This is a genomic window from Limimaricola cinnabarinus (genome assembly GCF_002723615.1).
Taxonomy (GTDB): domain Bacteria; phylum Pseudomonadota; class Alphaproteobacteria; order Rhodobacterales; family Rhodobacteraceae; genus Limimaricola; species Limimaricola cinnabarinus_B.
The window spans coordinates 1-24,030 of sequence record NZ_KZ304963.1 but is presented as its reverse complement, the minus strand read 5'-3'; the positions used below and the strand labels follow the sequence as shown (position 1 = coordinate 24,030).

General features: G+C 69.6%; 21 protein-coding genes. 13 read left to right on the top strand and 8 right to left on the bottom strand.

Annotated features, from left to right (window positions below):
- Positions 1-6 precede the first annotated feature (6 nt).
- The 3 genes from CJ301_RS12490 to CJ301_RS12480 are packed head-to-tail and all read right to left on the bottom strand — an operon-like array spanning position 7 to position 4,108.
- Entirely contained in the window at positions 7-921 is a 915-nt protein-coding gene (locus tag CJ301_RS12490) for a glycosyltransferase family 2 protein (RefSeq protein ID WP_099277740.1), read from the bottom strand.
- A 17-nt stretch (positions 922-938) separates the two neighbouring features.
- A complete protein-coding gene (locus CJ301_RS12485) occupies positions 939-2,060 on the bottom strand; it encodes a glycosyltransferase (RefSeq protein ID WP_099277802.1) in 1,122 nt (373 codons plus the stop codon).
- Positions 2,057-4,108 carry an HAD-IIB family hydrolase gene (locus tag CJ301_RS12480; protein ID WP_216823291.1) on the bottom strand — a complete coding sequence of 684 codons (2,052 nt, stop codon included), beginning with the start codon at positions 4,106-4,108 and terminating at the stop codon, positions 2,057-2,059. Before CJ301_RS12480 ends, CJ301_RS12485 begins: the two co-directional genes overlap by 4 nt.
- 157 nt (positions 4,109-4,265) lie before the next feature.
- Between CJ301_RS12480 and CJ301_RS12475 the strand changes: the two genes are divergently transcribed.
- The 4 genes from CJ301_RS12475 to CJ301_RS12460 all read left to right on the top strand — a co-directional run bounded on the left by CJ301_RS12475 (position 4,266) and on the right by CJ301_RS12460 (position 9,251).
- Positions 4,266-5,054, top strand: a complete 789-nt coding sequence (locus tag CJ301_RS12475; protein WP_099277738.1) for a sulfotransferase — start codon at positions 4,266-4,268, stop codon at positions 5,052-5,054.
- 114 nt (positions 5,055-5,168) lie between these two features.
- On the top strand, positions 5,169-6,674 hold the full coding sequence (locus CJ301_RS12470) for a hypothetical protein (RefSeq protein ID WP_099277737.1): 1,506 nt from the start codon (positions 5,169-5,171) through the stop codon (positions 6,672-6,674).
- A gap of 20 nt (positions 6,675-6,694) precedes the next feature.
- Positions 6,695-7,720, top strand: coding sequence for a sodium:calcium antiporter (locus tag CJ301_RS12465; RefSeq protein ID WP_099277736.1), 1,026 nt, complete (start codon positions 6,695-6,697; stop codon positions 7,718-7,720).
- A 94-nt stretch (positions 7,721-7,814) separates the two neighbouring features.
- On the top strand, positions 7,815-9,251 hold the full coding sequence (locus CJ301_RS12460; RefSeq protein WP_099277735.1) for an alanine/glycine:cation symporter family protein: 1,437 nt from the start codon (positions 7,815-7,817) through the stop codon (positions 9,249-9,251).
- Positions 9,252-9,306: 55 nt separating this feature from the next.
- On the opposite strand, the gene CJ301_RS12455 is transcribed toward CJ301_RS12460, so the two are convergent.
- The 5 genes from CJ301_RS12455 to CJ301_RS12435 all read right to left on the bottom strand — a co-directional run bounded on the left by CJ301_RS12455 (position 9,307) and on the right by CJ301_RS12435 (position 13,099).
- Positions 9,307-9,969, bottom strand: a complete 663-nt coding sequence (locus CJ301_RS12455; RefSeq protein WP_099277734.1) for a trimeric intracellular cation channel family protein — start codon at positions 9,967-9,969, stop codon at positions 9,307-9,309.
- Positions 9,970-10,085: 116 nt separating this feature from the next.
- Positions 10,086-10,481, bottom strand: a complete 396-nt coding sequence (locus CJ301_RS12450; RefSeq protein WP_099277733.1) for a hypothetical protein — start codon at positions 10,479-10,481, stop codon at positions 10,086-10,088.
- Positions 10,482-10,580: 99 nt separating this feature from the next.
- On the bottom strand, positions 10,581-11,534 hold the full coding sequence (locus tag CJ301_RS12445; protein WP_099277732.1) for a LysR family transcriptional regulator: 954 nt from the start codon (positions 11,532-11,534) through the stop codon (positions 10,581-10,583).
- A 75-nt stretch (positions 11,535-11,609) separates the two neighbouring features.
- Complete coding sequence (locus tag CJ301_RS12440; RefSeq protein WP_099277731.1) at positions 11,610-12,263, bottom strand: hypothetical protein; 654 nt, start codon at positions 12,261-12,263, stop codon at positions 11,610-11,612.
- A 71-nt stretch (positions 12,264-12,334) separates the two neighbouring features.
- Positions 12,335-13,099 (bottom strand): DeoR/GlpR family DNA-binding transcription regulator, encoded by a 765-nt coding sequence (locus CJ301_RS12435; protein WP_099277801.1) that lies wholly within the window; start codon positions 13,097-13,099, stop codon positions 12,335-12,337.
- Between the two features lie 306 nt (positions 13,100-13,405).
- Here CJ301_RS12435 and glpD point away from each other — a divergent pair, with 306 nt between their 5' ends.
- The 9 genes from glpD to CJ301_RS12390 all read left to right on the top strand — a co-directional run bounded on the left by glpD (position 13,406) and on the right by CJ301_RS12390 (position 23,731).
- The gene (gene glpD / locus CJ301_RS12430; protein ID WP_254050147.1) at positions 13,406-14,971 is read left to right on the top strand and encodes a glycerol-3-phosphate dehydrogenase; all 1,566 of its coding nucleotides are present in this window, start codon (positions 13,406-13,408) and stop codon (positions 14,969-14,971) included.
- 25 nt (positions 14,972-14,996) lie between these two features.
- Positions 14,997-16,085, top strand: a complete 1,089-nt coding sequence (locus tag CJ301_RS12425; protein ID WP_099277729.1) for an ABC transporter ATP-binding protein — start codon at positions 14,997-14,999, stop codon at positions 16,083-16,085.
- A gap of 1 nt (position 16,086) precedes the next feature.
- Positions 16,087-17,181: an ABC transporter ATP-binding protein gene (locus CJ301_RS12420; RefSeq protein WP_099277728.1), complete on the top strand. Its 1,095-nt coding sequence runs from the start codon at positions 16,087-16,089 to the stop codon at positions 17,179-17,181.
- Complete coding sequence (locus CJ301_RS12415; RefSeq protein ID WP_017928076.1) at positions 17,181-18,053, top strand: carbohydrate ABC transporter permease; 873 nt, start codon at positions 17,181-17,183, stop codon at positions 18,051-18,053. The genes CJ301_RS12420 and CJ301_RS12415 overlap by 1 nt, the downstream gene beginning before the upstream one ends.
- The gene (locus CJ301_RS12410; protein ID WP_173812361.1) at positions 18,053-18,943 is read left to right on the top strand and encodes a carbohydrate ABC transporter permease; all 891 of its coding nucleotides are present in this window, start codon (positions 18,053-18,055) and stop codon (positions 18,941-18,943) included. The genes CJ301_RS12415 and CJ301_RS12410 overlap by 1 nt, the downstream gene beginning before the upstream one ends.
- Before the next feature lie 16 nt (positions 18,944-18,959).
- Complete coding sequence (locus CJ301_RS12405) at positions 18,960-19,232, top strand: DUF2160 domain-containing protein (protein WP_099277727.1); 273 nt, start codon at positions 18,960-18,962, stop codon at positions 19,230-19,232.
- Positions 19,233-19,300: 68 nt separating this feature from the next.
- Positions 19,301-21,019 (top strand): ABC transporter substrate-binding protein, encoded by a 1,719-nt coding sequence (locus CJ301_RS12400; RefSeq protein ID WP_099277726.1) that lies wholly within the window; start codon positions 19,301-19,303, stop codon positions 21,017-21,019.
- A 94-nt stretch (positions 21,020-21,113) separates the two neighbouring features.
- Positions 21,114-22,595 (top strand): glycerol kinase GlpK, encoded by a 1,482-nt coding sequence (gene glpK / locus CJ301_RS12395; RefSeq protein WP_099277725.1) that lies wholly within the window; start codon positions 21,114-21,116, stop codon positions 22,593-22,595.
- A complete protein-coding gene (locus tag CJ301_RS12390) occupies positions 22,592-23,731 on the top strand; it encodes an iron-containing alcohol dehydrogenase (protein ID WP_099277799.1) in 1,140 nt (379 codons plus the stop codon). The genes glpK and CJ301_RS12390 overlap by 4 nt, the downstream gene beginning before the upstream one ends.
- The last annotated feature ends 299 nt before the right edge of the window (positions 23,732-24,030 follow it).

The window sequence follows — 24,030 nt, the reverse complement described above, 5'->3', positions numbered from 1 at the left end:
TGAGCGCTACTGCGCGGCGATGGCCTGCGCGCGGCGGCGTTCGATCTCGCGGATCACCTCGGCCGAGTTGCAATAGGGGCGGTGGCTCTGGTGGCGCGTCAGCTCCAGATCCGCCTCGGAGGGCGCGCGCAGGATGCGGATCTCCTCCTCGTCCTGCGCGATCAGCCCCATCAGCTCGAAGGCATGGAGCCAGTGGCCCATGGTGCGATGGCCCCATTTCTCGCGAAACAGCTCGGCGTTGCGCACGACGCTTTCGAGGTGATGCACGGGCGGCATGTGATGCGGGTGATACTGGTGATAGGCGCGCGCGCCCCTGGCCCAGCCGATCTTCACCCCGGCCTCGTCGAGCAGGCGGCCGAAATCGGTATCCTCGCCACCATAGCCGTGAAACCGCTCGTCAAAGCCGCCGGCGCGCTCGAAATCGGCGCGGCGGATCGCGAAGTTGAGCGACCAGAAGCAGCGGTAGTCGTGGCAGGGCCGGATGCCTTCGGGCGGCGGGCCCTGCCGGTCGGAATGGCGCTCGGCCACCGCTTCGAAATCGGCGTAGTCCCAGCCGTCGCGGTTCACCCCGTCGGGCAGATACATGACCTCGCCCATCACCAGCCCGTCGAAACCGGCGAGGTGGCGGCGGTACTCGGCGACGAAACCGGGGTCGGGGATGCAATCCACGTCGAGGAACAAAAGCTCGTCGCCCCTGGCCTCGCGCACCGCGAGGTTGCGCGCCTCGGCCAGCGGCAGGCTGTCGCGGATCAGCTCGATCTGCCGCACCGGGAAGGGGGCGTCGGGCAGCTCGTAGGCCTCGGGCTGCATCCGCACGATCACCAGCTCGGATGGCAGCTCGGTCTGGCGGGCGAGGCCGCGCACGAGATTGGCGAGATGGGCGGCGCGCCCGCGGGCGATGGTCAGGACGGAAGCGGTCATCCGGGGTCTCCGATATGTCATTCGGCAACGAGGGCGAGCGGGGCCTCGGCCCCCCAGGCGCGGTGAATCAGCTCTTCGAGCCAGTGGGCGGTGGCGTGCGCGGCATCGGCATCGACGAGGGCGCGCATGCGCCCGGCGTCGTGCCGGGCCTGCGCGGTGTCGAACGCCGCGCGCCAGGCATGGGCCGATGAGGGCAGGTGCGGCGCGACATGGGCAATGGCGGCGGCGTCGAGCGCGCGGGCCTTTTCGTGCTGCTCGTCGAAATAGCGCCATTCGGGCACCGCGATCCACGGCACGCCCGCCGCCATCACCTGATGGCAGGTGGTGTTGCCGGTCGAGGCGATCACCAGATCGGCGGCGGCGATCCGGTCGGCCGCGTCATCGACCCAGCCGTGATGGACGAGGTTGCCGGGCTCGGTGGCGTGCCAGTCGCGCTCCACATGGCCTATCGTGTGCCAGCGCCAGTCGGAGAGCGTGCGCGCGCCGACCCCGATGGGGGCCTGCGCAAAGCCCGAACCGCCACCGCCCGAAACGACAAGGGCGATCCTGTCATCGGGCGCATGCCCAAGCCGCGCGCGGGCCTCGGCGCGATCGGGCATCGGTGCGATGCCGAGGCCGCCGGCGAAATGCATCCTGCCGATCATCCAGTCGGGCCAGTCCGGCTGCGCCAGATCGGCGTGGCAGGGCGCGAGCAACCCCAGCGCGCCGCGATAGGCCGCGACATGGCCCGGATCGCTGCGGTCGCCATGCTGGACCACCTTCACATGCGGCACCGAGCAGATCCGCGCAAGCTGCGCGATCTCGGCCGAGACGTCGCAGATCATCAGCGCCGGGTCGGCCTCGCGAAACCAGCCGGCGATGATGCCCATCGCCTCGCGGATGCCGGGCCAGCCGGCGGGCGCGCAATGCAGCGTGTCGGGCGTGTCGAGATCGGCAAGGCCCGGCGCCTCCGCCCCCGTGGCCTCGAACAGCGAGGGGATGGTGACGATCCGCGCCTGGGCGGGCAGGGGCGGAAAGATGTCGTCGCGGGCGCAGAAGATCACCAATGGCCGCTCGGGCGGCAGCGCATGGGCGATGGCGGCGCAGCGCTCGGCATGGCCGCGGCCCTGGTGGTGGACGAAGTAGCCGATCGGTCTCATTCCGCCGCCATCCGCCATGCCGGAGCCTCCGCCCGCTGGTGCAGCCCGGCCCAGGCCAGACCGTCGAGCAGCCCCGCGGCATGGGCCTCGCGGCTGCGAAAGAGGCCGGGGCGGCGCGGCAGGCGGGCCAGATCGGCATCGGCATTGCCGACCACGATGGCCCGCCCGGCGGCGCGCAGCATGCATTCGTCATTGCCCGAATCGCCCGCCGCGACGCAGTGGTCGAGCGTCAGCCCATGGGCCTTGGCCAGATGCGCGATGGCCGCGCCCTTGCCCGCGCGCACCGGCAGCACGTCGATCAGCCGCCCATGCGAGGCGATGACCCGCGCCGCGAGGCCGGCCATGTCGAGCCGGTTGCGAATCCGCATCGCCTGCCGCGCATCGCCGAAATAGCTCAGCTTCCAGGGGCGCTGCTCGATCGCGGGCTGGGGCCGGATCGAGGGGTTGTCGAGCGTGGCGCGGATCGCCTCGCGGCGCCAGTCCCGCTCGATCTCGCACGCCCATGTCGCATCGAAGCCGAGCCGCCCTTGGGCGTCGCGGCGGTAGATCTCGGAGCCCACGGAGGTGATGAAGGCATCGGGCTCGTCGATCTCCCATTCCGCGAGGATGCGCCGCGCCTCGGTGATGCTGCGCCCCGTGGCCACGGCAAAGAGCGCATGGCCCCCGGCGCGCCAGCGGGCGAATTCGGGCAGGGCCGCGGCATCGCCGGTCAGCGTGTTGTCGATGTCGCTGGCGAGGATGCGCGATGGCGCCGCGAGGGGGCGCGGACGGGCGAGGCGGGCCATGAGCTGCGTCACCCGCTCGGCCCAGCCCTCCCAGGAATAGGCCGCGCCATGACCGGCGGCCGCGGCGCGGCAGCGCGCGTGCAGATCGGCATCGGTCAGCAGCCGCGACAGCGCCGCTCCGAAGGCCTGCGCATCGGTCGGCTCCGCGAGCAGGCCGTGGCCGATGCGGGCGACGATGTCCGACGGCCCGCCCCGGCAGGTCGCCACCACCGGCAGGCCGGACGCGGCCGCTTCGAGGAGGGTCAGGCCGAAGGGCTCGGTCAGCGCCGGGTTGGCGAAGACGCCGCGCCCTTCGGCGGCGAGGGCGTAGAGCCCGGCCAGGCTCGCCGCGTCATGCTCGGGCGGCAGGGCCACCCGTCCTTCGAGCTTGTGACGGCGCAACGCCCCCTCGATCCCGGCGATCACCCGGCGCTGCTCGTCGCTGCCCTGTCGGGTGGGGCCGCGCAGACCGGCGAGGATCACCAGATTGGCCCGCTCGCGCAGGCCGGGCGTCTTGGCATAGGCCTCGACCAGCCCGGCGAGGTTCTTCTTTTCGACCGGGCGCGCCACGGCGAGAATCATCGGCTTGTCCGCATCATCGAGCCATGGCGCGATGAGCGCGCGGGCCGCCGCCCGGTCGGGCGCGGCGGGCAGGGTGGCACCGGGGGCGATGCAGTGGACGCGGGCCGGATCGGCGCCCCGGTAGGCGCAGACCTGCCGCTCGGCCTCTTCGCGCGAGGAGACGACGGTGGCGCAAACCCCCGTGATGGCGCGGGTTTCCTCGGCAATGCGGCGCTCCATGCCCGAGGCGGCGCTTGCATTGCCTGCCATGGCCTGCGCCTTGTCGAGACCGAGGGAATGGGGCGTGTAGAGCACGGGGATGCCGAACCGCTCGCGCGCGGCGAGGGCGACGCGCGCGGCGTCGGCGAAATGGGCGTGGATCGCGTCGGGCTTGCGCGGCAGGCCGTCGAGATGGCGCAGGAAGGCTTCGGTGAAGGCGTCGAGCCGCGCCTCCAGCGCCTCCTTGGAGAGGTAGTCCGCCGCGCCGTCATCGATCCGCAGGATCGAGGATTTCGGCCCCAGCCGCTCGTGGCGCCGGGCGTGGATCGCGCCGAGATCGGGCCGGTCGAAACGCCGGGTGACGACCTCGACCCGCTCGATGTCGGGCCGTGCCTCGAGCGCCCGCGTGGCGGCCAGCACATAGGCGATGTGACCGCCGGTATCGTCGGTCAGCCCATAGGGAATGGGCGGCGCCTTGAGGCAGCCGCCGAGCGCGATCTGCATCACGTACATCGGGAAAACTTTCGCCAAACTCTCGGTTTCGCGGCCCAATGCCGCGTCGCCCGCTTCGGTTCCCCCCCTGTTCCGTCGCGTACAGTTGCGGATTTCGGGCAAGCCCGCCCTAGCTGCGGCACAGCCGAACGAAGCGGAGAGCCAAACCATGCGTCATCGTTACCTGTTCATTGGGGGGGTGCACCGCTCGGGCACCTCGCTCGCGGCGCGGATCGCGGGTTCGATCGCGGGGATCGGTACGATAACGGACGCGCCGGTGCCGGAGAATGAAGGGGTCTATCTTCAGGGGGCTATTCCGCATGACGCGCTGTCCGGGGCGCCGGGCCGCTTTGCCCATGATCCCGCGCAGCACCTTGTCGAAGGCTGCCGCTTCGACCGGCGCGAGGTGCGCGAGCGGCTGGAGGCCGATTGGGCGCCGTGGTTCCCCGACACGCCGTGGCGGGCCGAGAAATCGCCGGTGAACCTGCTGCGCAGCCGGCTCTACCAGCAGCTCTTTCCGCTGTCGCAATTCGTGATCGTCACCCGGCACCCGGTGGCGGTGGCGCGGGCGACCGGGAAATGGAGCGATCTGACCGAGGCCGAGCTGGTGGCGCATTGGGGCCGGGCCCATGCGCTGGCGCTCGACGACGCCGCGCGGCTGCATGCGCGGCTGATCCTGCGCTACGAGGATCTCGTCGCCGACCCCGGCGCGGCGCGGCGGGCCCTGGCGGCGTTCTGCGCGCGGCCCGATGCGGGCCAGGCGCCCGAACCGGTGCGCGACGGCAATCTCGATTACGACCTGCGCGAGCGGATGCCGCTGCCGGAGGCGGCGAAAGCGCCGATGGCGGCGCTGGGCTACGGGCCGGGCGGGGCGGTGCTGCCGCTGCGGACCCGCACGGTGGCCCATCCGCTGCGCGAGATAGGCGAGGCGGTGGCGCGGGTCTGGCCGCCGCGCTGACGGCCGGGCCGCGGATTTTTCGTGCCTCCGGCGGAACCCGCCGCGCTCGCCCCGGTTGGCCCATCGCGACAAGAATGCGGCGCCCAGGCGTGCCACGAGGGGAGATCTTACGACATGACCGATACTGCCGAACCCGCCAAGCGGCCCAACTCGTCGAAATTCTGGATCGCGGTGGCCGCCGCGGTGATCGGCTGGATCCTGGTGCTGTGGCTGCTCATCGCCCGTTCCTCGATCGGCGGCGATCTGGAGGAGACGCAGACGCGCGTGGTCGAGCTCGAAGACCAGATCGCGGTGCAGACCGAGACCATGGGCAGCATCGAGGCGCTGCGCGGCGAGCTCGATCAGCTTCGGGTCGAGGAGCAGGAGCTCGAGAGCCGCCGCGCCACGATCGAGGCCGAGATCGCCCCCGCCGAGGCGCGGCTGCAGGAGCTTTCGGGGCAGATCGCCACCGCCGAGACCGATCTCGGCCAGGCGCAGGCGGAGACGCAGGCGCTCGAGGAGCGGCTCGCGCCGCTGCGCAGCGAGCTCGACAGCATCGAGACCCGCCGCGCCGACGCGCAGGCTCAGACCGAAACGGCGATGGCCGAGCTGCGCGATGTCACCGACCGGCTCGAACAGGCGCGTGCCGAAGAGGCCGAGCTGCGCCAGCTTCTCGCAACGCTGAGCACCGAGGCCGCCGAGCTGACCGAGCAGGTCTCGCAGGCCGAGACCGAGCTGGGCGAGCTGCGCGACCGCAACGACACGCTCGAACAGCAGGTCTCCGAAGCCGAAGCGCGTATGGCCGAGCTGACCGAGCGCCGCGACGGGCTGCAGACCGAGGTGGCGCGGCTGTCCGAGGAGCGCGAGGCGCTGAGCGGCGAGGTCGAGGCCGCGCGCGATCAGCAGCAGCTGCTGCAGGAAGAGGTCGCGCGGCTGGCGCAGAACCTCGCCATGCGGGCCGAGGAGCTGTCGCAGGTCGAAAGCCGCATCGCCGCTGCCGCGACGCGGGGCGGCACTGCCAGCGCGCCGCAAGGCGCGCGTCCGATGATCACCGACCTGCCCGCCGAGACCGGCATGGAGACCGGGACCGAGGACGCGGCGGCCCCCGAGGGCGAGAGCGGCACGCCCGCGCCCGTCGTGCCGCGCGCGACCCAAACCGAAGCCCCCGCGCGCCCGCAGATCAGCGACCTGCCGGATGAGGAGGCCGCTGCCGCCGAAACGCCCGCGCAGGCGCCGGCCGCAGAGCAGGAGCAGGCGATCGCGCCGGCGCAGAACGCGCCCGACGGCCCCAAGGACGCGCCCGCAGGCCCCGCCGCCGCGCCGGCCGACACCGATGCCACCGAAGCCGCGCAGCCCGCAGCGACCATCGCGCCCGGTCTCTACCGGCTCGGGCCGATCGCGGTGAAGTTTTCGCAAGACGGGCGCTTCAGCATGGCCGGCAGCAACCAGCTGGGCCGCGTCAATGGCCTCTACAGCGTCGAGAACGGCGTGCTGACGCTCGACGAGGCGCAGGGCGACACGGGTACGGCGATCTTCCCGATGCGCTGCGACATCAGCCAGAGCCCGACGGGCTTTGCCATCGGCGACAGCGACGGCTCCTGCGCGCTGTTCGAAGGCCGCGAGTTCACGGCCGCCGAATGACGGCCGGATCCGCGCGTTAGATGGACCTCGCGGGACTTTCGCTCTGGGCCGTCGCCGGCATCTTCGCGATGGCGGCGGCGGCCATCGCGCTGGCCGGGGTGCGGCTTGCCCATGTGGCCGATGCGCTGGCCGACCGCACCGGCATGGGAGAGGTCGTCGCGGGCGCGCTTTTCGTCGGTGCCGCGACCTCGCTGCCCGGCGCCATCACCTCGATCTCGACCGCGGCGCAGGGGGCCTCGGGCCTCGCCGTGGGCAACGCGCTGGGCGGGCTGACGGCGCAGACCGCCTTCATCGCCGTGGCCGACCTGTTCTACCGCCGCGCCAATCTCGAACATGCCGCGGCCTCGGTCACCGGCCTCGCGCAGGGCGTGCTGCTGGTGGTGCTGCTCTCGATCCCGCTCATCGCCTCGGCCGAGCCGCAGATCACCGTTTGGGGCGTGCATCCCGCCTCGGTGCTGATCCCGGTGGGCTACGGCTTCGGCCTGCATCTCCTGAGCCAGATCCATGACGACCCGATGTGGCAGCCGGTCCAGACCGACGAGACGCGCGAGGAGGTCTCCGAGCCCGAGCGCGAGGACGGCAAGTCCGACAGCGGCCTGTGGCTGCGCTTTGCCCTCTATGCCGGGGTGACGGCGGTGGCGGGCTGGGTGATCGGCGAGGCGAGCCTCGCGCTCGTCGAGATCACCGGCATGGGCGAAAGCGCTGTGGGCACGATCTTTGCCGGCGTCGCCAATTCGCTGCCCGAGCTGGTCACCGCCATCGCGGCGGTGCGGATCGGCGCGGTCAGCCTTGCCGTGGGCGACATCATCGGCGGCAATGCCTTCGAGGTGATGTTCCTCTCGGCGGCGGATTTCTTCGACGAGGGCTCGATCTACGGCGCGATGACCGCGGGCGACCGCTCCACCGCGCTCATCGCCATGCTGATGACGGGGGTGCTGCTTTTGGGCCTCTTGCGGCGGCAGAAGGCGGGGCCGGTGCGGATCGGATTCGAAAGCGTGCTGGTGCTGGGGCTCTATGTCGGCTCCGTGGTGCTGGTGCTTCTCTGACGCGGTTCTCGTGAACAATGCGTTGCGCCGCTTGCGCAAACGCGCCACAGAGCCGCACCTTGGATATTGCGCGCGTTAGGGGAGACAGGACCAGATGACACAATTGCAGACGCTCTTCGGCTGGATCGGAGACGCCACATGGGGGTGGGCGCTCATCCCGTTCCTGATCGTGCTCGGCGGGGCCTTCACCCTGATGTCGGGCTTTGTCCAGCTGCGCTTCTTCGGGCGCATGTGGGGCGTGCTCTCGGAGCGCGGCAACCGCGACGGCGGCGTCTCCTCGCGCGAGGCGCTGCTGGTGTCGATCGGCGGGCGCGTCGGCGGCGGCAACATCGCGGGCGTCGCGGTGGCGATCACGCTCGGTGGGCCGGGCGCCGTGTTCTGGATGTGGGTCGTGGCGCTGATCGGCATGGCGACCTCGCTGTTCGAATGCGCGCTGGCGCAGCTCTACAAGCGCACCGAGCCCGACGGCACCTTCCGCGGCGGGCCGGCGCAATACATCATCCACGGGCTGGGCAAGCGCTTCACCTGGCTTGCCATGCTCTATGCCGCCTGCCTCCTGGCCTCCTTCGGCCTCGGCTTCTCGGCCTTTCAGGGCAACACCGTGGCCGTGGCCGCGAATGACAGCCTCGGGCTCGATCCGATCTGGGTCGGCGTGGGTCTCGCGCTGGTGACGATGGTCATCGTCTTCGGCGGCATCCGCCGCATCGCCCGCGTCTCGGACGTGGTGATCCCGGTGATGGCGCTGGGCTACATCGTGCTGGCGCTCGCGGTGATCGTGCTCAACATCACCGAGGTGCCTGCGGCGCTGTGGACCATCGTGGCTAACGCAGTGGGCCTTGAGGAAGCGGTCGGCGGCGGCGTCGGCGCGGCGGTGGCGCAAGGCATGCGGCGCGGTCTCTTCTCCAACGAGGCGGGCCTCGGCTCGGCCCCCAACGTCGCGGCGGCGGCGGCGGTGCCGCACCCGGTCAGCCAGGGCATCGTGCAGTCGCTCTCGGTCTTCATCGACACCATCATCATCTGCACCTGCACGGCGATGGTCATCCTTCTGGGCGATGTCTACGTGCCCGGCGCGACCGAGGTGGACGGCGTGGCGCTCACCCAGCAGAGCCTCGTCGATCACCTGGGCACATGGGCGCAGTATTTCCTGACAGGCGCGGTGCTGCTCTTCGCCTTCAGCTCGATCATCTACAACTACTATCTCGGCGAGACCGCGCTGACGGTGCTGTCGGACACGACCATCGCGCGCGTGGCGCTGCGCATCGCGGTGCCGGTGGTGGTGTTCCTCGGCGCGGCGGCGCCCGGGGCGACGGAAGTGTTCTTCTTCTCCGACCCGCTGATGGGGCTTCTGGCGCTGGTCAACCTCTTGGCGCTGGCGATGCTGTTCCCGGTGGGCTTGCGGCTTCTGGCCGATTACCGCCGCCAGCTGCGCGCGGGCGCGGTGGAGCCGGTGCTGGAGATCGCGGATTACAAGGATCTCGACATCGACCCCACCGCCTGGGCCACGCCGGCCCGGACCCGGCCGCTCGGCTGAGCGCCGCACGGCATGCAAGACGGGAAAGGGGGGCCGGCGGCCCCCCTTTTTCATGTCACGGCTTGGTTTCGAAACCGGTGGGCGGGTTCTTGCGGCCGGGGCGCGAGCGGTAGGCCGGCAGCGACCAGCCGCGCCAGAGCGCCAGCATCCGCAGGGCGAAGGCGGCGATGAAGCCCGCCAGTGCCGCCGCCTCGCGCCCCGCGCCCGCCACCACCAGCGCCGCGCAGGCCGCCGCCCCCAGCATCGAGGCGGCGACATAGATCTCGCGGCGCAGGATCACCGAAGGCTCCTGACCCAGCGTGTCGCGGATGATGCCGCCGACATTGGCGGTGATCACGCCCATGGCGATGGCCACGGTGACGCCCGCGCCCGCGTCGAGGGCCTTGAGCGTGCCGACCACGCTGACCAGCGCCATGCCGAAGGCATCGAGCCACAGGATGTAGCGGTAGCGGTATTCGATCAGATGGGCGGTGAAATGCACCGCGATCGCGGTGGCGAGGCAGACCAGCACCGTGGCGGGCTCTTCGACCCAGAACACCGGCAGGCCGAGCAGCAGGTCGCGCAGCGTGCCGCCGCCGACGCCGGTGATCACCCCGAACCAGACGAAGCCGAGGATGTCGAGCTCCTTGCGCGAGGCGACCAGCGCGCCGGTGGCGGCAAAGGAGACGGCGGCGACGACGTCGAGCGCCACCAGCAGCTGGGCAATGGGCAGATCCATGGGGGGCGGGCTCCGGCGGGAAGGGCGAAAGGCGCCCTCCTACCCATCGGCGCGGGTCTGTCAACCGGGGCGCCGCGCGCCCCCGGGCTGCGCCGCCTCGTGCCGCTTCGGCGCGCTCAGGCGGCGAGGGGGGCGTAGGCGTCGCGCAGCCGGATGAGATCCGCGATCCGGCCCGAGGCCATCATCTCCAGCGGGCTGCGCCGGTCGAGCCGGGGCTGGCGCGCGCGAATCCAGTCGGCGGCGCCGAGGCGTGCGGCCTCGGTGCGGGTGGTGACATGGATGTCGCGCAAGAGCGCCATGCGGCGCAGCCGCTCGCGATCGACGATCTCGACCCGGCCCGCGCGCCAGCGCCGCCAGCTTTCGGGCTGCATGCCGCCGAGGATCGCCACCATCTGCGCATCGCGCAGCTCCCAGACGCGGGCCAGCAGGACGGTCGTGCGCACGAGGGGGCCGGCTTCGGCCTGGCTGACGGAACGTTCGGGGGCCTCGATGGGCTGGGCGGCTGCGAACAAGGGCGATCTCCTTTGGCTCTTACCCCGGGTATAGCCGAGTCGCGTTGCGCGATCAGAAACGGTTCCCCGTATGGGGCGCGATCAGCAGATATCTGCCGATCAGCCCGGTGCGGCCTGCGACCCGGCCTGCGACCCGGCCTGTGCCTCGGCCTGTGCCACGGCAGAGGCCACGCGGCCGCAGACGTGATCCATGAAGATGCGGATCTTGGGGTCCTGCAGCCGGCGATGGGTGTAGAGGCAGGCCATCTGCACCGGCAGGGGCGGCGTCTCGTGGCACAGCGCGACGAGCCGCCCGGCGGCGAGATGCTCGGCCACCTCGAAGACCGGCTTCATGGCGATTCCCGCGCCGTCGAGCGCCCAGGCCGTCAGCACGTCGCCATCATCGCATTCGAGCCGCCCGGAGACGGGGTAGGGGCGCGGCCCCTCGGGCGTCTGCAGGGTCCAGCGAAACTCGGTCGCGCCGGGAAAGCGCAGGTTGAGGCAGGCATGGTTGTCAGAGACCAGCGCCGCGCCGTCGCGGGGTGCGCCGCGGCGCGCGACATAATCGGGGGCGGCGCAGAGCACGCGGGCGCAGCTGGCGATCGGCCTGATCGTGAGATCGCTGTCGGCGGGATGGCCGAGAAAGAAGCGCAGATCGATCGCCTCGGCGGCGAGGTCGATCCTGCGGTCCGAAAGCCGGAGCCTGAGATCGATCTTTGGATAGGCCTGCGCGAAGCCGGGCAGCTGCGGCGCGATCAGCCGCCGCCCGACCCCGAGCGGCGCGGCGACATGGATCGTGCCGCGCGGCGTCTCGGTGATCTCGGAGACCCGCGCCTCGGCCTCGTCGACCTTGTCGAGCACCTCGCGCGCGCCCTCGTAGAAGCTGCGCCCCTGCTCGGTGGGCGAGAGGCTGCGCGTGGTGCGCTGGAACAGGCGCACGCCCAGATGCGCTTCGAGCTGGCCGATCCGGGCCGAGGCGACGGCGGCCGAGATCCGCATGTCGCGGCCCGCCGCAGACATCGAGCCCAGCTCGTAGACCCTTACGAAGGTGCGGATATTGTCGAGATAGGCCACGGAACCCCCGTCATTGCGGCCCCGCCCTGTTATCGCGCCACGCCCGAGGGGGCCAGAGCCGGGGCGGGGACGAACTCAGGGCAGGATGCCCGGCCCGAGGATCATCAAGAGCAGCGGCACGGGCGCGGTGGCGAGCACGAGGGTGAGCAGCACCGGGGCGGAGCGGAACAGGCGGCTCAGCCCGGCGGCGATCAGGATGCCGCCGCCGCCGCCGATCAGCGAATTGCCCGGCAGGTTGATCAGCAGCGCCAGCAGCAGGTAGCGCCGCCGCAGCACCCAGCCCCGCGCCCAGCGCGGCACGCTGTCCTCCAGCCGGCGCAGCCGGGTGTCGGGATCGGTCTCGCGCAGCCGGCCCAGCGCCGCGGCGGCCCGGTCGAACCCCATGCGATCGATCGTCCGGCAGGTGCGGGGCGCGGCCAATGCGCGCCCGGCGGCATAGGCCAGAATCAGGCCCAGCGCCGTCGCGCCCCAGACGAAGGGCGCGGCGGTGGCGCCATGCGCCATCAAAAGCGCCAGCCCGATCTCGGCGCCGGGCACGAAGGGGATCGCCAGCACGACGGCATAGAGCAGCAGCAGCCCGGCCAAGGTGGCGCCGAGCAGGTCCATCCGCCCCTGCGCCGCCATTTCGGCGGCGAAATCGCGCAGCCAGAGGGCGAGCCAGAGATTGGCCGCGACGAGGATCACGACCAGCGCGAGGCGCAGGGCCAGTCGGGGCAGGGTGGCACGCATGGGCTCTCCGGGCGCCGCGAGGGGGGCGCGGCTTCCTCTATGCGCTCGGAAGATGAATCGCCAGTGTCCGCCTAGCCTGCGGCGACGACGATCCGCGTGCCCCATTCGGCGCAGCGCTGGGCCAGCGCCGCGGGCGGGGGCGCATCGGTGTAGAAGGCGTCGATCTCGCGCAGCGAGGCGATCCGCGCGGGCGCGGTGCGCGAGAACTTGGAATGATCGGCCACCAGTACGGTGCGGCGCGAGCGGCCCAGAAGGTTCTGGTTCACGCCGACCTCCTCGAGATCGAAATCGAGAAGGTCGCCGGTCTCGTCGAGCGCCGAGCAGCCGATCACCGCGAGGTCGAACTTGAATTGCTGGATGGTGCGGGTGGTGAGCGCGCCCACCAGCCCGCCATCCGAGCGCCTGAGCGCGCCGCCGGTGACGATCACCTGCGCCTCGGCGTTCTCGGCGAGGATCGTGGCGACGTTCATGTTGTTGGTGACCACCATCAGCCCGCGATGGCGCAACAGCGCCCGCGCCACCGCCTCGGTCGAGGTGCCGATGTTGAGGAAGATCGAGGCGTCGTCCGAGATTTCGGCGGCGCAGGCGGCGGCGATGGCGGCCTTGGCCTCGGGGTTGAGGCCGCGGCGATGCTCGTAGCCGATATTGGCGGTGCCCGAGGGCAGCACCGCGCCGCCATGCACCCGGTCGAGCCGCCCGGCCTCGGCCAGATCGCTGAGATCGCGGCGGATGGTCTGCAGCGTGACGCCGAAATGTTCGGCCAGCCCCTCCACCGTCACCCGCCCCTCGCGGCGCGCGATCTCGAGGATTTCCGGCTGCCTGAAGCTTTGCGACATCATCTCTCTTCCCTTGGCCGTGTTCCATAATGCGCGAAAATGCGCGCTATGCAACGCGGCCGCGTGGCGCATGGGCGCGGAATTGCCCTGGGGCAGGGGGCGAATGCGCTGAAACGGCGCTGTTGCCCGCCTTTTCCCGGTGCTTTCCGGGCCAATGAAGCCGCTTTGCCGCTCCGGCGTGGCCTTCAAAACGAACGAAAACGAAAAATCCATCTTGCCAAACGCGTCTCGAAGGGGGCAGGATCATGCTGCAACCGAACGCGGGGCGGGGAGGTCCACTTGTCTGCGATCCAGTCAACCGAAGGCGTGAGCGACCTTTTCGTCATCGGCGGCGGCATCAATGGCTGCGGCATCGCCCGCGACGCGGCGGGGCGCGGCCTGTCGGTCACGCTGGCCGAGATGGACGATCTCGCGCAGGCGACCTCGTCATCCTCGACCAAGCTGTTTCATGGCGGGTTGCGCTACCTCGAATATTTCGAGTTCCGGCTGGTGCGCGAGGCGCTGATCGAGCGCGAGACGCTTTTGCGCGCCATGCCGCACATCTCCTGGCCGATGCGCTTCGTGCTGCCCTATCACCCCTCGATGCGCTTCGAGAGCGAGACGCCGACCTCGAAGCTGCTGAGCACGGTGATGCCGTGGATGAAGGGGCGCCGCCCGGCCTGGCTGATCCGGCTGGGGCTCTTCATGTATGACCATCTGGGCGGTCGGAAGATCCTGCCCGGCACCCGCACGGTGGACCTGAAGAGCGACCCGGCGGGGGCGCCGCTCCGCCCCGATTTCGAGACCGCCTACGAGTATTCCGACTGCTGGGTCGAGGATTCGCGGCTCGTCGTGCTCAATGCCCGCGACGCGCAGGCGCATGGGGCGAAGATCATGACGCGGACCCGCGTGCTGCATGCCGCGCGCGAGGGCGACCTCTGGGCCGTCGAGGTCGAGGACCGCGAGACCGGGGCGCGGCGCATGCATCGGGCAAAGATGCTGGTCAATGCGGGCGGGCCTTGGGTCGGCAAGCTTCTGAAGGGCGCGATCGAGGTGGAGACGCGCGAGGGCGTGCGCCTCGTGCGCGGCAGCCACATCGTCACCAAGCGGCTCTATGACCACGACAGGTGCTATTTCTTTCAGGGCACGGACGGGCGGATCATCTTCGCCATCCCCTACGAGAGTGATTTCACCCTGATCGGCACCACCGATGCCGATCACCCCGACCCGTCGCAGCCCGCCGAATGCACGCCCGAGGAGCAGGACTATCTCTGTCGCTTCGCCAGTCGCTATTTCGAGCGCGAGGTGACGCGCGAGGACATCGTCTGGACCTATTCCGGCGTGCGCCCGCTTTATGACGACGGCGCCTCCTCGGCCACGGCGGCGACGCGCGACTACACGCTGACGGTGGATGCCACGGGCGGCGCGCCGGTGCTCAACGTCTTTGGCGGCAAGATCACCACCTATCGCCGCCTCGCCGAGAGCGCGATGGAGAAGATCGCGCCCTTTCTGGCCACGGAGAGGGGCGACTGGACCGCCGGCGCGCCGTTGCCGGGCGGGGATTTCCCGGTCGACGGGGTGGAGCCGCTGATTGCGGGGCTGATGGAGGATTACCCCTTCCTCGACGCCGCATGGGCGCGACGGCTGGTGCGCGCTTACGGCACCGAGGCGCGCGGCATTCTGGGGGCGGCGAGGTCGCCCGAGGATCTGGGCCGCGATTTCGGCGCGACGCTGCGCGAGGCGGAGGTCGCGTGGCTGGTGGAAAAGGAATACGCTCGGCACGCGGATGACGTGCTGTGGCGGCGATCGAAGCTGGGGCTGCGCCTGTCGGAAGACCAGGCCGCCGCCCTCGAGGACTGGATGCAGGGAGAGAGGGCCGCGCGGCACGGCTGAGGCCGGGCGACCCGGGAGGAATGACATGACGCTGACGCTGGAGGGCGTGTCGAAGCGGGTGGAGGGGCAGACCCATATCCACCGCACCGACCTCACGTTGCAAAACGGCACGATGAACGTGCTCTTGGGCCCGACCCTGTCGGGCAAGACCTCGTTGATGCGGCTGATGGCCGGGCTCGACGCGCCCTCCACGGGCCGCATCCTGTGGAACGGCGAGGACGTGACCGGCATGCGCGTGCAGGACCGCAAGGTGGCGATGGTCTACCAGCAGTTCATCAACTACCCGTCGATGACGGTCTATGACAACATCGCCTCGCCGATGCGGATCTCGGGCAAGTCGAAAGACGAGGTCGACGCGGCGGTGCGCAAGTCGGCCGAGATGATGAAGCTCACGCCCATGCTCGACCGCAAGCCGCTGGAGCTTTCGGGCGGCCAGCAGCAGCGCTGCGCGCTGGCGCGGGCGCTGGTGAAGGATGCGGGGCTGGTGCTTCTGGACGAGCCGCTGGCCAATCTCGACTACAAGCTGCGCGAGGAGCTGCGCGCCGAGATCCCCAGGATCTTCGAGGAGGCGGGCTCGATCTTCGTCTATGCCACCACCGAGCCCGAGGAGGCGCTGCTGCTGGGCGGCCATGTCGCGACGCTCTGGGAGGGGCGGGTGACGCAGTTCGGCCCGACGCCGGAGGTCTACCGCCACCCGGTGGATGCGACCACGGCGCGGGTCTTTTCCGATCCGCCGATGAACTTCCTGCCCTTCGAGAAGCGCGGGGCCACGCTGCATCTCGATGGCGGGCGCGAGGTGCCGGTCGCCGGCGCGCTGGGCGCGCTTCGCGACGGGCGCTACATGGGCGGCTTTCGGCCCAACCACATGGAGCTCGACCAGCGCGGCGAGGCCGACATCGCCTTCGAGACGCGTCTCGCGGTGACCGAGATCACCGGCTCGGAGACCTTCGTGCATCTCGATCATCACGGCGAACGCTGGGTCGGCCTGATCCACGGGGTGCGCAACCTGCGCCCCGGCCAGCCGCTCACCGCCTATCTCGACCCGGCGCATGTCTATGTCTTCGCCGAGGACGGCGCGCTCGTCGCCCCTGCTTCTTACGTGGAGGCCGCCTGACATGGCCAAGATCACGCTCGACAACCTCGCCCATTCCTACCTGAAGAACCCCTCCAGCGACGACGACTGGGCGCTCAAGGAGCTCAACCACGACTGGGTCGATGGCGAGGCCTATGCGCTGCTGGGCTCCTCGGGCTGCGGCAAGTCCACGCTGCTCAACATCATCTCGGGGCTGCTGCGGCCTTCGCGCGGGCGCATCCTGTTCGACGGGCATGACGTGACCGACGCGCCCACGGCCGAGCGCAACATCGCGCAGGTGTTCCAGTTCCCGGTGGTCTACGACACGATGAGCGTTGGCGAGAACCTCGCCTTTCCGCTGAAGAACCGCGGCGCCGATCCGAAATACATCGCCGAGCGCGTGAACGCGATCGCCGCGATGATCGGCATGGAAGACCAGCTCAGGCGCAAGGCGCGCGGGCTGACCGCCGACGCCAAGCAGAAGATCTCTCTGGGCCGCGGCATGGTGCGAGAGGACGTCAACGCGCTCTTGTTCGACGAGCCGCTGACCGTGATCGACCCGCACATGAAGTGGGAGCTTCGGACCCAGCTCAAGCAGCTGCACCATGATTTCGGCCACACCATGATCTACGTCACCCACGACCAGACCGAGGCGCTGACCTTCGCCGACAAGGTGGTGGTGATGTATGACGGGCGCGTGGTGCAGATCGGCACGCCGCAGGAGCTGTTCGAGCGGCCCGAACATACCTTCGTCGGCTTCTTCATCGGCTCGCCCGGCATGAACCTGTTCGACGCCGAGGTCTCGGGCGCGACCGCGACCGTGCAGGGCGCGGCGGTGCCGCTCGGGGCGGCCTATGCGCCGGTCGGGGGCCATGCGCAGATCGGCGTGCGGCCCGAATTCGTGCGGCTGCGGGCGGGCGGCGAGGGGCTGCCCGCGCGGATCACCCGCGTCGAGGATGTGGGCCGCCACAAGATCGTCCGGCTCGATGTCGGCGGCACGGCGGCCAACGCCATCCTCGACGAGGGCGAGCCCGTGCCGGCGGGCGCGGACCGGATCGTCTTCGATGCGCATGCGATCAATGTCTATGCCGATGACTGGCGAGTCGCGCCGCAGGGCGCGCAGGGGAGGGCCGCGTGATGAACAAGACCGTCAACCAGAAGGCCTGGTTTCTCGTCCTGCCGGTGCTGATCCTCGTCGGCTTCTCGGCGGTGATCCCGCTGATGACCGTGGTGAACTATTCCGTGCAGGACACCTTCGGCAACAACGTCTTCTTCTGGGCCGGGCTCGACTGGTTCCGCGACATGTTGGAGAGCGAGCGGATGTGGAACGCGCTGGGCCGCCAGCTCGTCTTTTCCGGCATCATCCTCGCGATCGAGGTGCCGCTGGGCATCTTCGTGGCGCTCAACATGCCGAAGAAAGGCTTCTGGGCCTCCTTCTGCCTCGTTCTGATGTCGCTGCCGCTCTTGATCCCGTGGAACGTGGTCGGCACGATCTGGCAGATCTTCGGCCGGGTCGATATCGGCCTTCTGGGCTACACGCTCGCCAAGCTCGGCATCTCCTACAACTACACGCAGGATTTCATCGCCGCCTGGGCCACCGTCATCGTCATGGATGTCTGGCACTGGACCTCGCTGGTGGCACTTCTGGCCTATGCCGGGCTGCAATCGATCCCCGACGCCTATTACCAGGCCGCCAAGATCGACCAGGCCTCGCGCTGGAAGGTGTTCCGCTTCATCGAGCTGCCGAAGATGGCGGGGGTTCTGATGATCGCGATCCTTCTGCGCTTCATGGACAGCTTCATGATCTACACCGAGCCCTTCGTCGTCACAGGCGGCGGACCGGGTAACGCCACCACCTTTCTTTCGATCGACCTCGTGAAGATGGCGCTGGGGCAGTTCGACCTTGGCCCCGCGGCGGCGTTCAGCCTGATGTACTTCCTCGTCATCCTGCTGATTTCCTGGGTGTTCTACACCGTGATGACCAATCTCGACAAAAGGGAGGGCCGGTGATGAGCGACGCGACTTCCGCCCCCGGCGCCGCCTCGATCCCCGGCGACGTCACCGCCGCGAGGCCGCGCGCCCGCACCCGCCGCCGGTTCCGGCCGAACGGCTCGGTGATCGTGATGACGCTCTACCTCGTCTTCCTGATGCTGCCGATCTACTGGCTCATCAACATGAGCCTGAAGACCAACACCGAGATCCTCGGGGCCTTCTCGCTCTGGCCGCGCGACCTGACCTTTGCCAACTACGCCAAGATCCTCACCGATCCGTCGTGGTACATGGGCTATGTCAATTCGATCATCTACGTGACGATGAACACGGTGATCTCGATCGCGGTGGCGCTGCCCGCGGCCTATGCCTTTTCGCGCTACAGCTTCATGGGCGACAAGCACCTGTTCTTCTGGCTGCTCACCAACCGCATGGCGCCGCCCGCGGTCTTCGCGCTGCCCTTCTTCCAGCTCTACTCCTCCGTGGGGCTGTTCGACACGCATATCGCGGTGGCGCTGGCGCATACGCTCTTCAACGTGCCGCTGGCGGTGTGGATTCTCGAAGGCTTCATGCGCGGCGTGCCGCGCGAGATCGACGAGACCGCCTATATCGACGGCTATTCCTTCCCGAAGTTCTTCGTGAAGATCTTCATGCCGCTGATCGCGAGCGGAATCGGCGTTGCCGCCTTCTTCTGCTTCATGTTCTCGTGGGTGGAGCTGCTGCTGTCGCGCACGCTCACCTCCGTGGATGCCAAGCCGATCGCGGCCACCATGACGCGGACGGTCTCGGCCTCGGGGCTCGACTGGGGCGTTCTGGCGGCGGCGGGGGTCTTGACCATCGTGCCGGGCGCACTCGTGATCTGGTTCGTGCGCAACTACATCGCCAAGGGCTTTGCCCTGGGCCGCGTCTGAGAGAGGGAGAGACGACATGGCATGGATGGCATGGACCGTTCCGACGGCGATCTTCTTTAGCACCATCGCGGCGCTTCTGGTGATCTTCACGGTGCTGGCGGCGCGCTGGCCCGAGACGCCGCGCAGCGGCATTCTGGGGATCGAGACGACGCGCGGCGACCGGCTCTTCATCACGCTTCTGGGCTCCGCCTTCATCAATCTCGCCTGGCTCGGCCTCACCGAGGCGGCGCAGCCCTGGGCGATGCTGGTCTGTCTCGTCTACGCCGCGGCGGTGTTCCGCTGGGTCTGACGGGAAGGTATGGCGCCGGCTCGGGAGGCGGCGCCTTTTGCATGGTTCGACAAATGGGAGGAAACCATATGAACCCGCTCTTGAAATCCACCACCGCGCTGGGCCTCGCGCTCGGCCTCATGGCGGGCCCCGCCATGGCCGACATGGAGGCCGCCCGCCAGTTCCTCGACGAGGAGATCGAACGCTCCGCTCTCAGCCGCGAAGAGCAGGAAGAGGAGATGCAGTGGTTCATCGACGCCGCCGCGCCGTTCTCGGGCATGTCGATCAACGTGGTCTCCGAGACCATCCCGACCCATGAATACGAAGCCACCGTGCTGGCCCCGGCCTTCACCGCGATCACCGGCATCGAGGTCACCCACGACCTGATCGGCGAGGGCGACGTGGTCGAGAAGCTGCAGACGCAGATGCAGTCGGGCGAGAACATCTACGACGCCTATGTCAATGACAGCGACCTGATCGGCACGCATTGGCGCTACCAGCAGGCGCGCAGCCTGACCGACTGGATGGCGAATGAGGGCGCGGAGGTCACCAACCCCAACCTCAACCTCGACGATTTCATCGGGCTGCAATTCACCACCGGCCCGGATGGCGAGCTCTACCAGCTGCCCGACCAGCAATTCGCCAATCTCTACTGGTTCCGCCACGACTGGTTCACCGACGAGAAGAACATGGCGGATTTCGAGGCCGAATACGGCTATCCGCTCGGCGTGCCGGTCAACTGGTCGGCCTATGAGGACATCGCCGAGTTCTTCACCGGCCGCGACCTGAGCCATATGGGCGTCGATGGCGATGTCTATGGCCACATGGATTACGGCAAGAAGGACCCCTCGCTCGGCTGGCGCTTCACCGATGCGTGGATGTCGATGGCGGGCATGGGCGACAAGGGCGAGCCCAACGGCCTGCCGGTCGATGAATGGGGCGTGCGCGTCAACGAGAACAGCCAGCCGGTCGGCTCCTGCGTCGATCGTGGCGGTGCGACCAACTCGCCTGCGGCGGTCTATGCGATCGAGAAATACGTCGACTGGCTGAAGGCCTATGCGCCGCCGGCCGCGGCGGGCATGACCTTCTCGGAATCCGGCCCGATCCCGGCGCAGGGCGAGATCGCCCAGCAGATGTTCATGTACACCACCTTCGTGCCGTCGCTGGTCGAGGAGGGCATCCCGGTCGTGAACGAGGACGGCTCGCCCAAATGGCGTCTCGCCCCCAGCCCGCATGGCGTCTACTGGGAAGACGGCATGAAGGTCGGCTATCAGGATGTGGGCTCCTGGACCATTCTCGACAGCACCCCGGTGGACGAGGCCAAGGCGGCCTGGCTCTATGCGCAGTTCGTCACCTCGCAGACCGTCGATGTCGAAAAGGCCCATGCCGGTCTGACCTTCATCCGCGAGAGCACGATCCAGCATGAAAGCTTCACCGAGCGCGCCCCGAGCCTGGGCGGTCTCGTCGAGTTCTACCGCTCGCCCGACCGGGTGCGCTGGTCGCCCACCGGCACCAACATCCCCGACTACCCCAAGCTGGCGCAGCTGTGGTGGCAGAACATCGGCGATGCCTCCTCGGGCGCGAAATCGGCGCAGGAAGCGCTCGACAGCCTGTGCGAGCAGCAAGAGCAGGTGCTCGAGCGGCTCGAGCGCGCGGGCATCCAGGGCGATCTCGGCCCGGTCATGAACGAGGAGCGGGATCCGCAATACTGGCTCGATCAGCCGGGCGCGCCCAAGCCCGAGCTCGAGAACGAGGACGAGGAGCCCGAGACCATCGCCTATGAGGAGCTGATCCAGTCCTGGCAGTGATCGCCTGAACCGCCGGGGCCGATGGCCCCGGCCCTTCGCGCCGCGGGCGGGTCCGTCCCGCCCGCGGCGCCCCCATTCCAGACACGAGCATCCGATGACCCACATCCTCGCCATCGACCAGGGCACCACCTCGAGCCGCGCCATCCTCTTCGACGCCGGGATGAAGATCGTCGGCATGGCGCAGGAGGAATTCCCGCAGCACTACCCCGACAGCGGCTGGGTGGAGCATGACCCCGAAGACCTGTGGCAAAGCACGCTGCGCGTCTGCCGCGCGGTGCTCGACAAGACCGGCGTCCCGGCCACCGGGATCGCCGGGATCGGCATCACCAATCAGCGCGAGACGACGCTGGTCTGGGAGCGCGAGACGGGACGCCCGATCCATAACGCCATCGTCTGGCAGGACCGCCGCACCGCCGCCTTCTGCCGCGACTGGCGCGAGCGGGGCGAGGAAGAGACCGTCACCGCCAAGACCGGGCTGATCATCGACCCCTATTTCTCGGGCACCAAGCTCAAATGGATTCTCGATCATGTCGACGGCGCGCGCGAGCGGGCGCGCAAGGGCGAGCTTCTGTTCGGCACCGTCGATACATGGCTGATCTGGAACCTGACCGGCGGCAAGGTCCACGCCACCGACGCCACCAATGCCTGCCGCACCATGCTCTACGACATCCATGAGGGGCGCTGGAGCAGCACCATCTGCGGCATGCTCGACGTGCCCATGGAGATGCTGCCCGAGCTGCGCGACTGCGCCGATGATTTCGGCACGACCGACGTCCTGGGCGGCGACATCCCGATCCTCGGCGTGGCGGGCGACCAGCAGGCCGCGACGCTGGGCCAGGCCTGCTTTGCGCCGGGCATGCTGAAATCGACCTATGGGACGGGGTGCTTTGCGCTTCTCAACACCGGCGAGACGCCGGTGCGCTCGACCCACCGGCTCTTGACCACCGTGGCCTACCAGCTGGATGGCAGGCCGACCTATGCGCTCGAAGGTTCGATCTTCATCGCGGGGGCGGTGGTGCAATGGCTGCGCGACGGGCTCGGCCTGATCGAACAGGCCTCCGAGACGCAGGGGATGGCCGAGGCCTCGGACCCGCAGCAGCGGGTGATCATGGTCCCCGCCTTCACCGGTCTGGGCGCGCCCTACTGGGACCCGGACTGCCGCGGCGCGGTGTTCGGGATCACCCGCAACACCGGCCCGAAGGAGATGGCCCGCGCCGCGCTCGAAAGCGTCGGCTACCAGACCCGCGACCTCCTGGAGGCGATGCGCGCCGACTGGCAGGGCGAGGGCGAGCGCGCGACACTCCGGGTTGATGGCGGCATGAGCGCCAGCGACTGGACCATGCAGTTCCTCGCCGACATCACCGGCGCGCCGGTGGACCGCCCCGAGATCACCGAGACCACGGCGCTGGGCGTGGCCTGGCTCGCCGGGATGCGGGCCGGGGTCTATCCCGACATGGACGGCTTCGCCGCGCGCTGGAAGCTCGACCGCAGCTTCGCGCCCGAGATGGACGAAGCCACGCGCGAGGCGGGCTACGCCGCATGGGGCCGCGCCGTTGCCGCGACCCGTTCGGCATGAGCGGCTTCGAGATCCTGACGGCAGGCCGCGTCACCTTCGGCCGGGGCCGGGCCGGTGAGGCCGCCGGGGCGATCCGTGCCCATGGCGCGCGGGTGCTCCTGCTGCGCGGCTCGCATCCGGGCGCCGACCGCCTCGCCGCCGATCTGCGGGGCCTTGGCGCCGAGGTCGAGGAAATCCGGCAGAAGGGCGAGCCGCTGCTTGATGATCTCGACGCCGTGGTCGCGCGGGGCCGCGACATGCGGGCCGAGGTCGTGGCGGCGCTGGGCGGCGGCTCGGTGATCGACATGGGCAAGGCGGCGGCGGCGCTGATCCCCGCGCCGGGCGGGGCGATGCACCATCTCGAAGTGGTGGGAGAGGGGCGTCCGCTCGAAGCCGCGCCCTTGCCCTTCGTGGCGCTTCCGACCACGGCGGGCACCGGCGCGGAGGTCACCAAGAACGCGGTGATCGGCGTGCCGTCGCATGGCCGCAAGGTCTCCTTGCGCGACGACCGGATGCTGGCCGATCGCGCCATCATCGACCCGGCGCTGACCGACGGCGCGCCGCGCGCCGTGACGCTGGCCTCCGGGCTCGACGCGGTGACGCAGGTGATCGAGCCCTACCTGTCGTGCCGCGCCACGCCCTTCACCGACGCGCTGTGCCGCGACGCGATCCCGCGTGGGCTGGCGGCGCTGGTGCGGCTGATGCAGGGCGAAGACCCGGGCGCGCGCGACGATCTGGCGCTGACGAGCCTGTTCGGCGGTCTGGCGCTTGCCAATGCCGGGCTCGGCGCGGTGCACGGCTTCGCCGGCGTGCTCGGCGGCCGGACCGGGGCGCCGCATGGCGCGCTGTGCGGGCGTCTGCTGCCGGGCGTGCTGCGCGCCAATGCCGACGCGGTGGCGGGGCAGGGGGGCGACATGACGCGCCACCGTGAGGTCGCGGGCTGGATCGGCGCGGCACTCGGCGCCAAGGACGATCCGCTCGACGCGCTGGAGGCCTGGATGGACGATCATGGCCTGCCCCGGCTCGGCCCGATGGGCGTCGATGCCGCGGAGCTGGCGGACCTCGCAGAAGCGTCGCGCGCCTCCTCATCCATGCGCGGCAACCCTGTCACGCTGCCGACCGAGACGCTGGAAGGGGTCCTGCGCGCCAGCCTCTAGCGGTGGCGCGGGAGGCACGGGCAAACGCTTTGTCGAAGAAGATGAACTTTTTTGCCCTCCCATGCGTTTTTGCTGTTGCGACTCGCAGGCCCCATCCCTAAATAGCCCCTCACCGGCGGCGCAGAGATGCAGCGTCGGGGACACATTCCGAAAGGAACTGGGCGGGGCGCCACAAGTTGGGGGCGCTCTGGTTTGGTTTTCTTCACGCTCTTTGACATTGATGATATCTGAAGAGATATGCGGGCGGCTTCGGTTCATTTCGATGGATCAACGTCTGTATGTCGCGCCGGTAGGGGCCT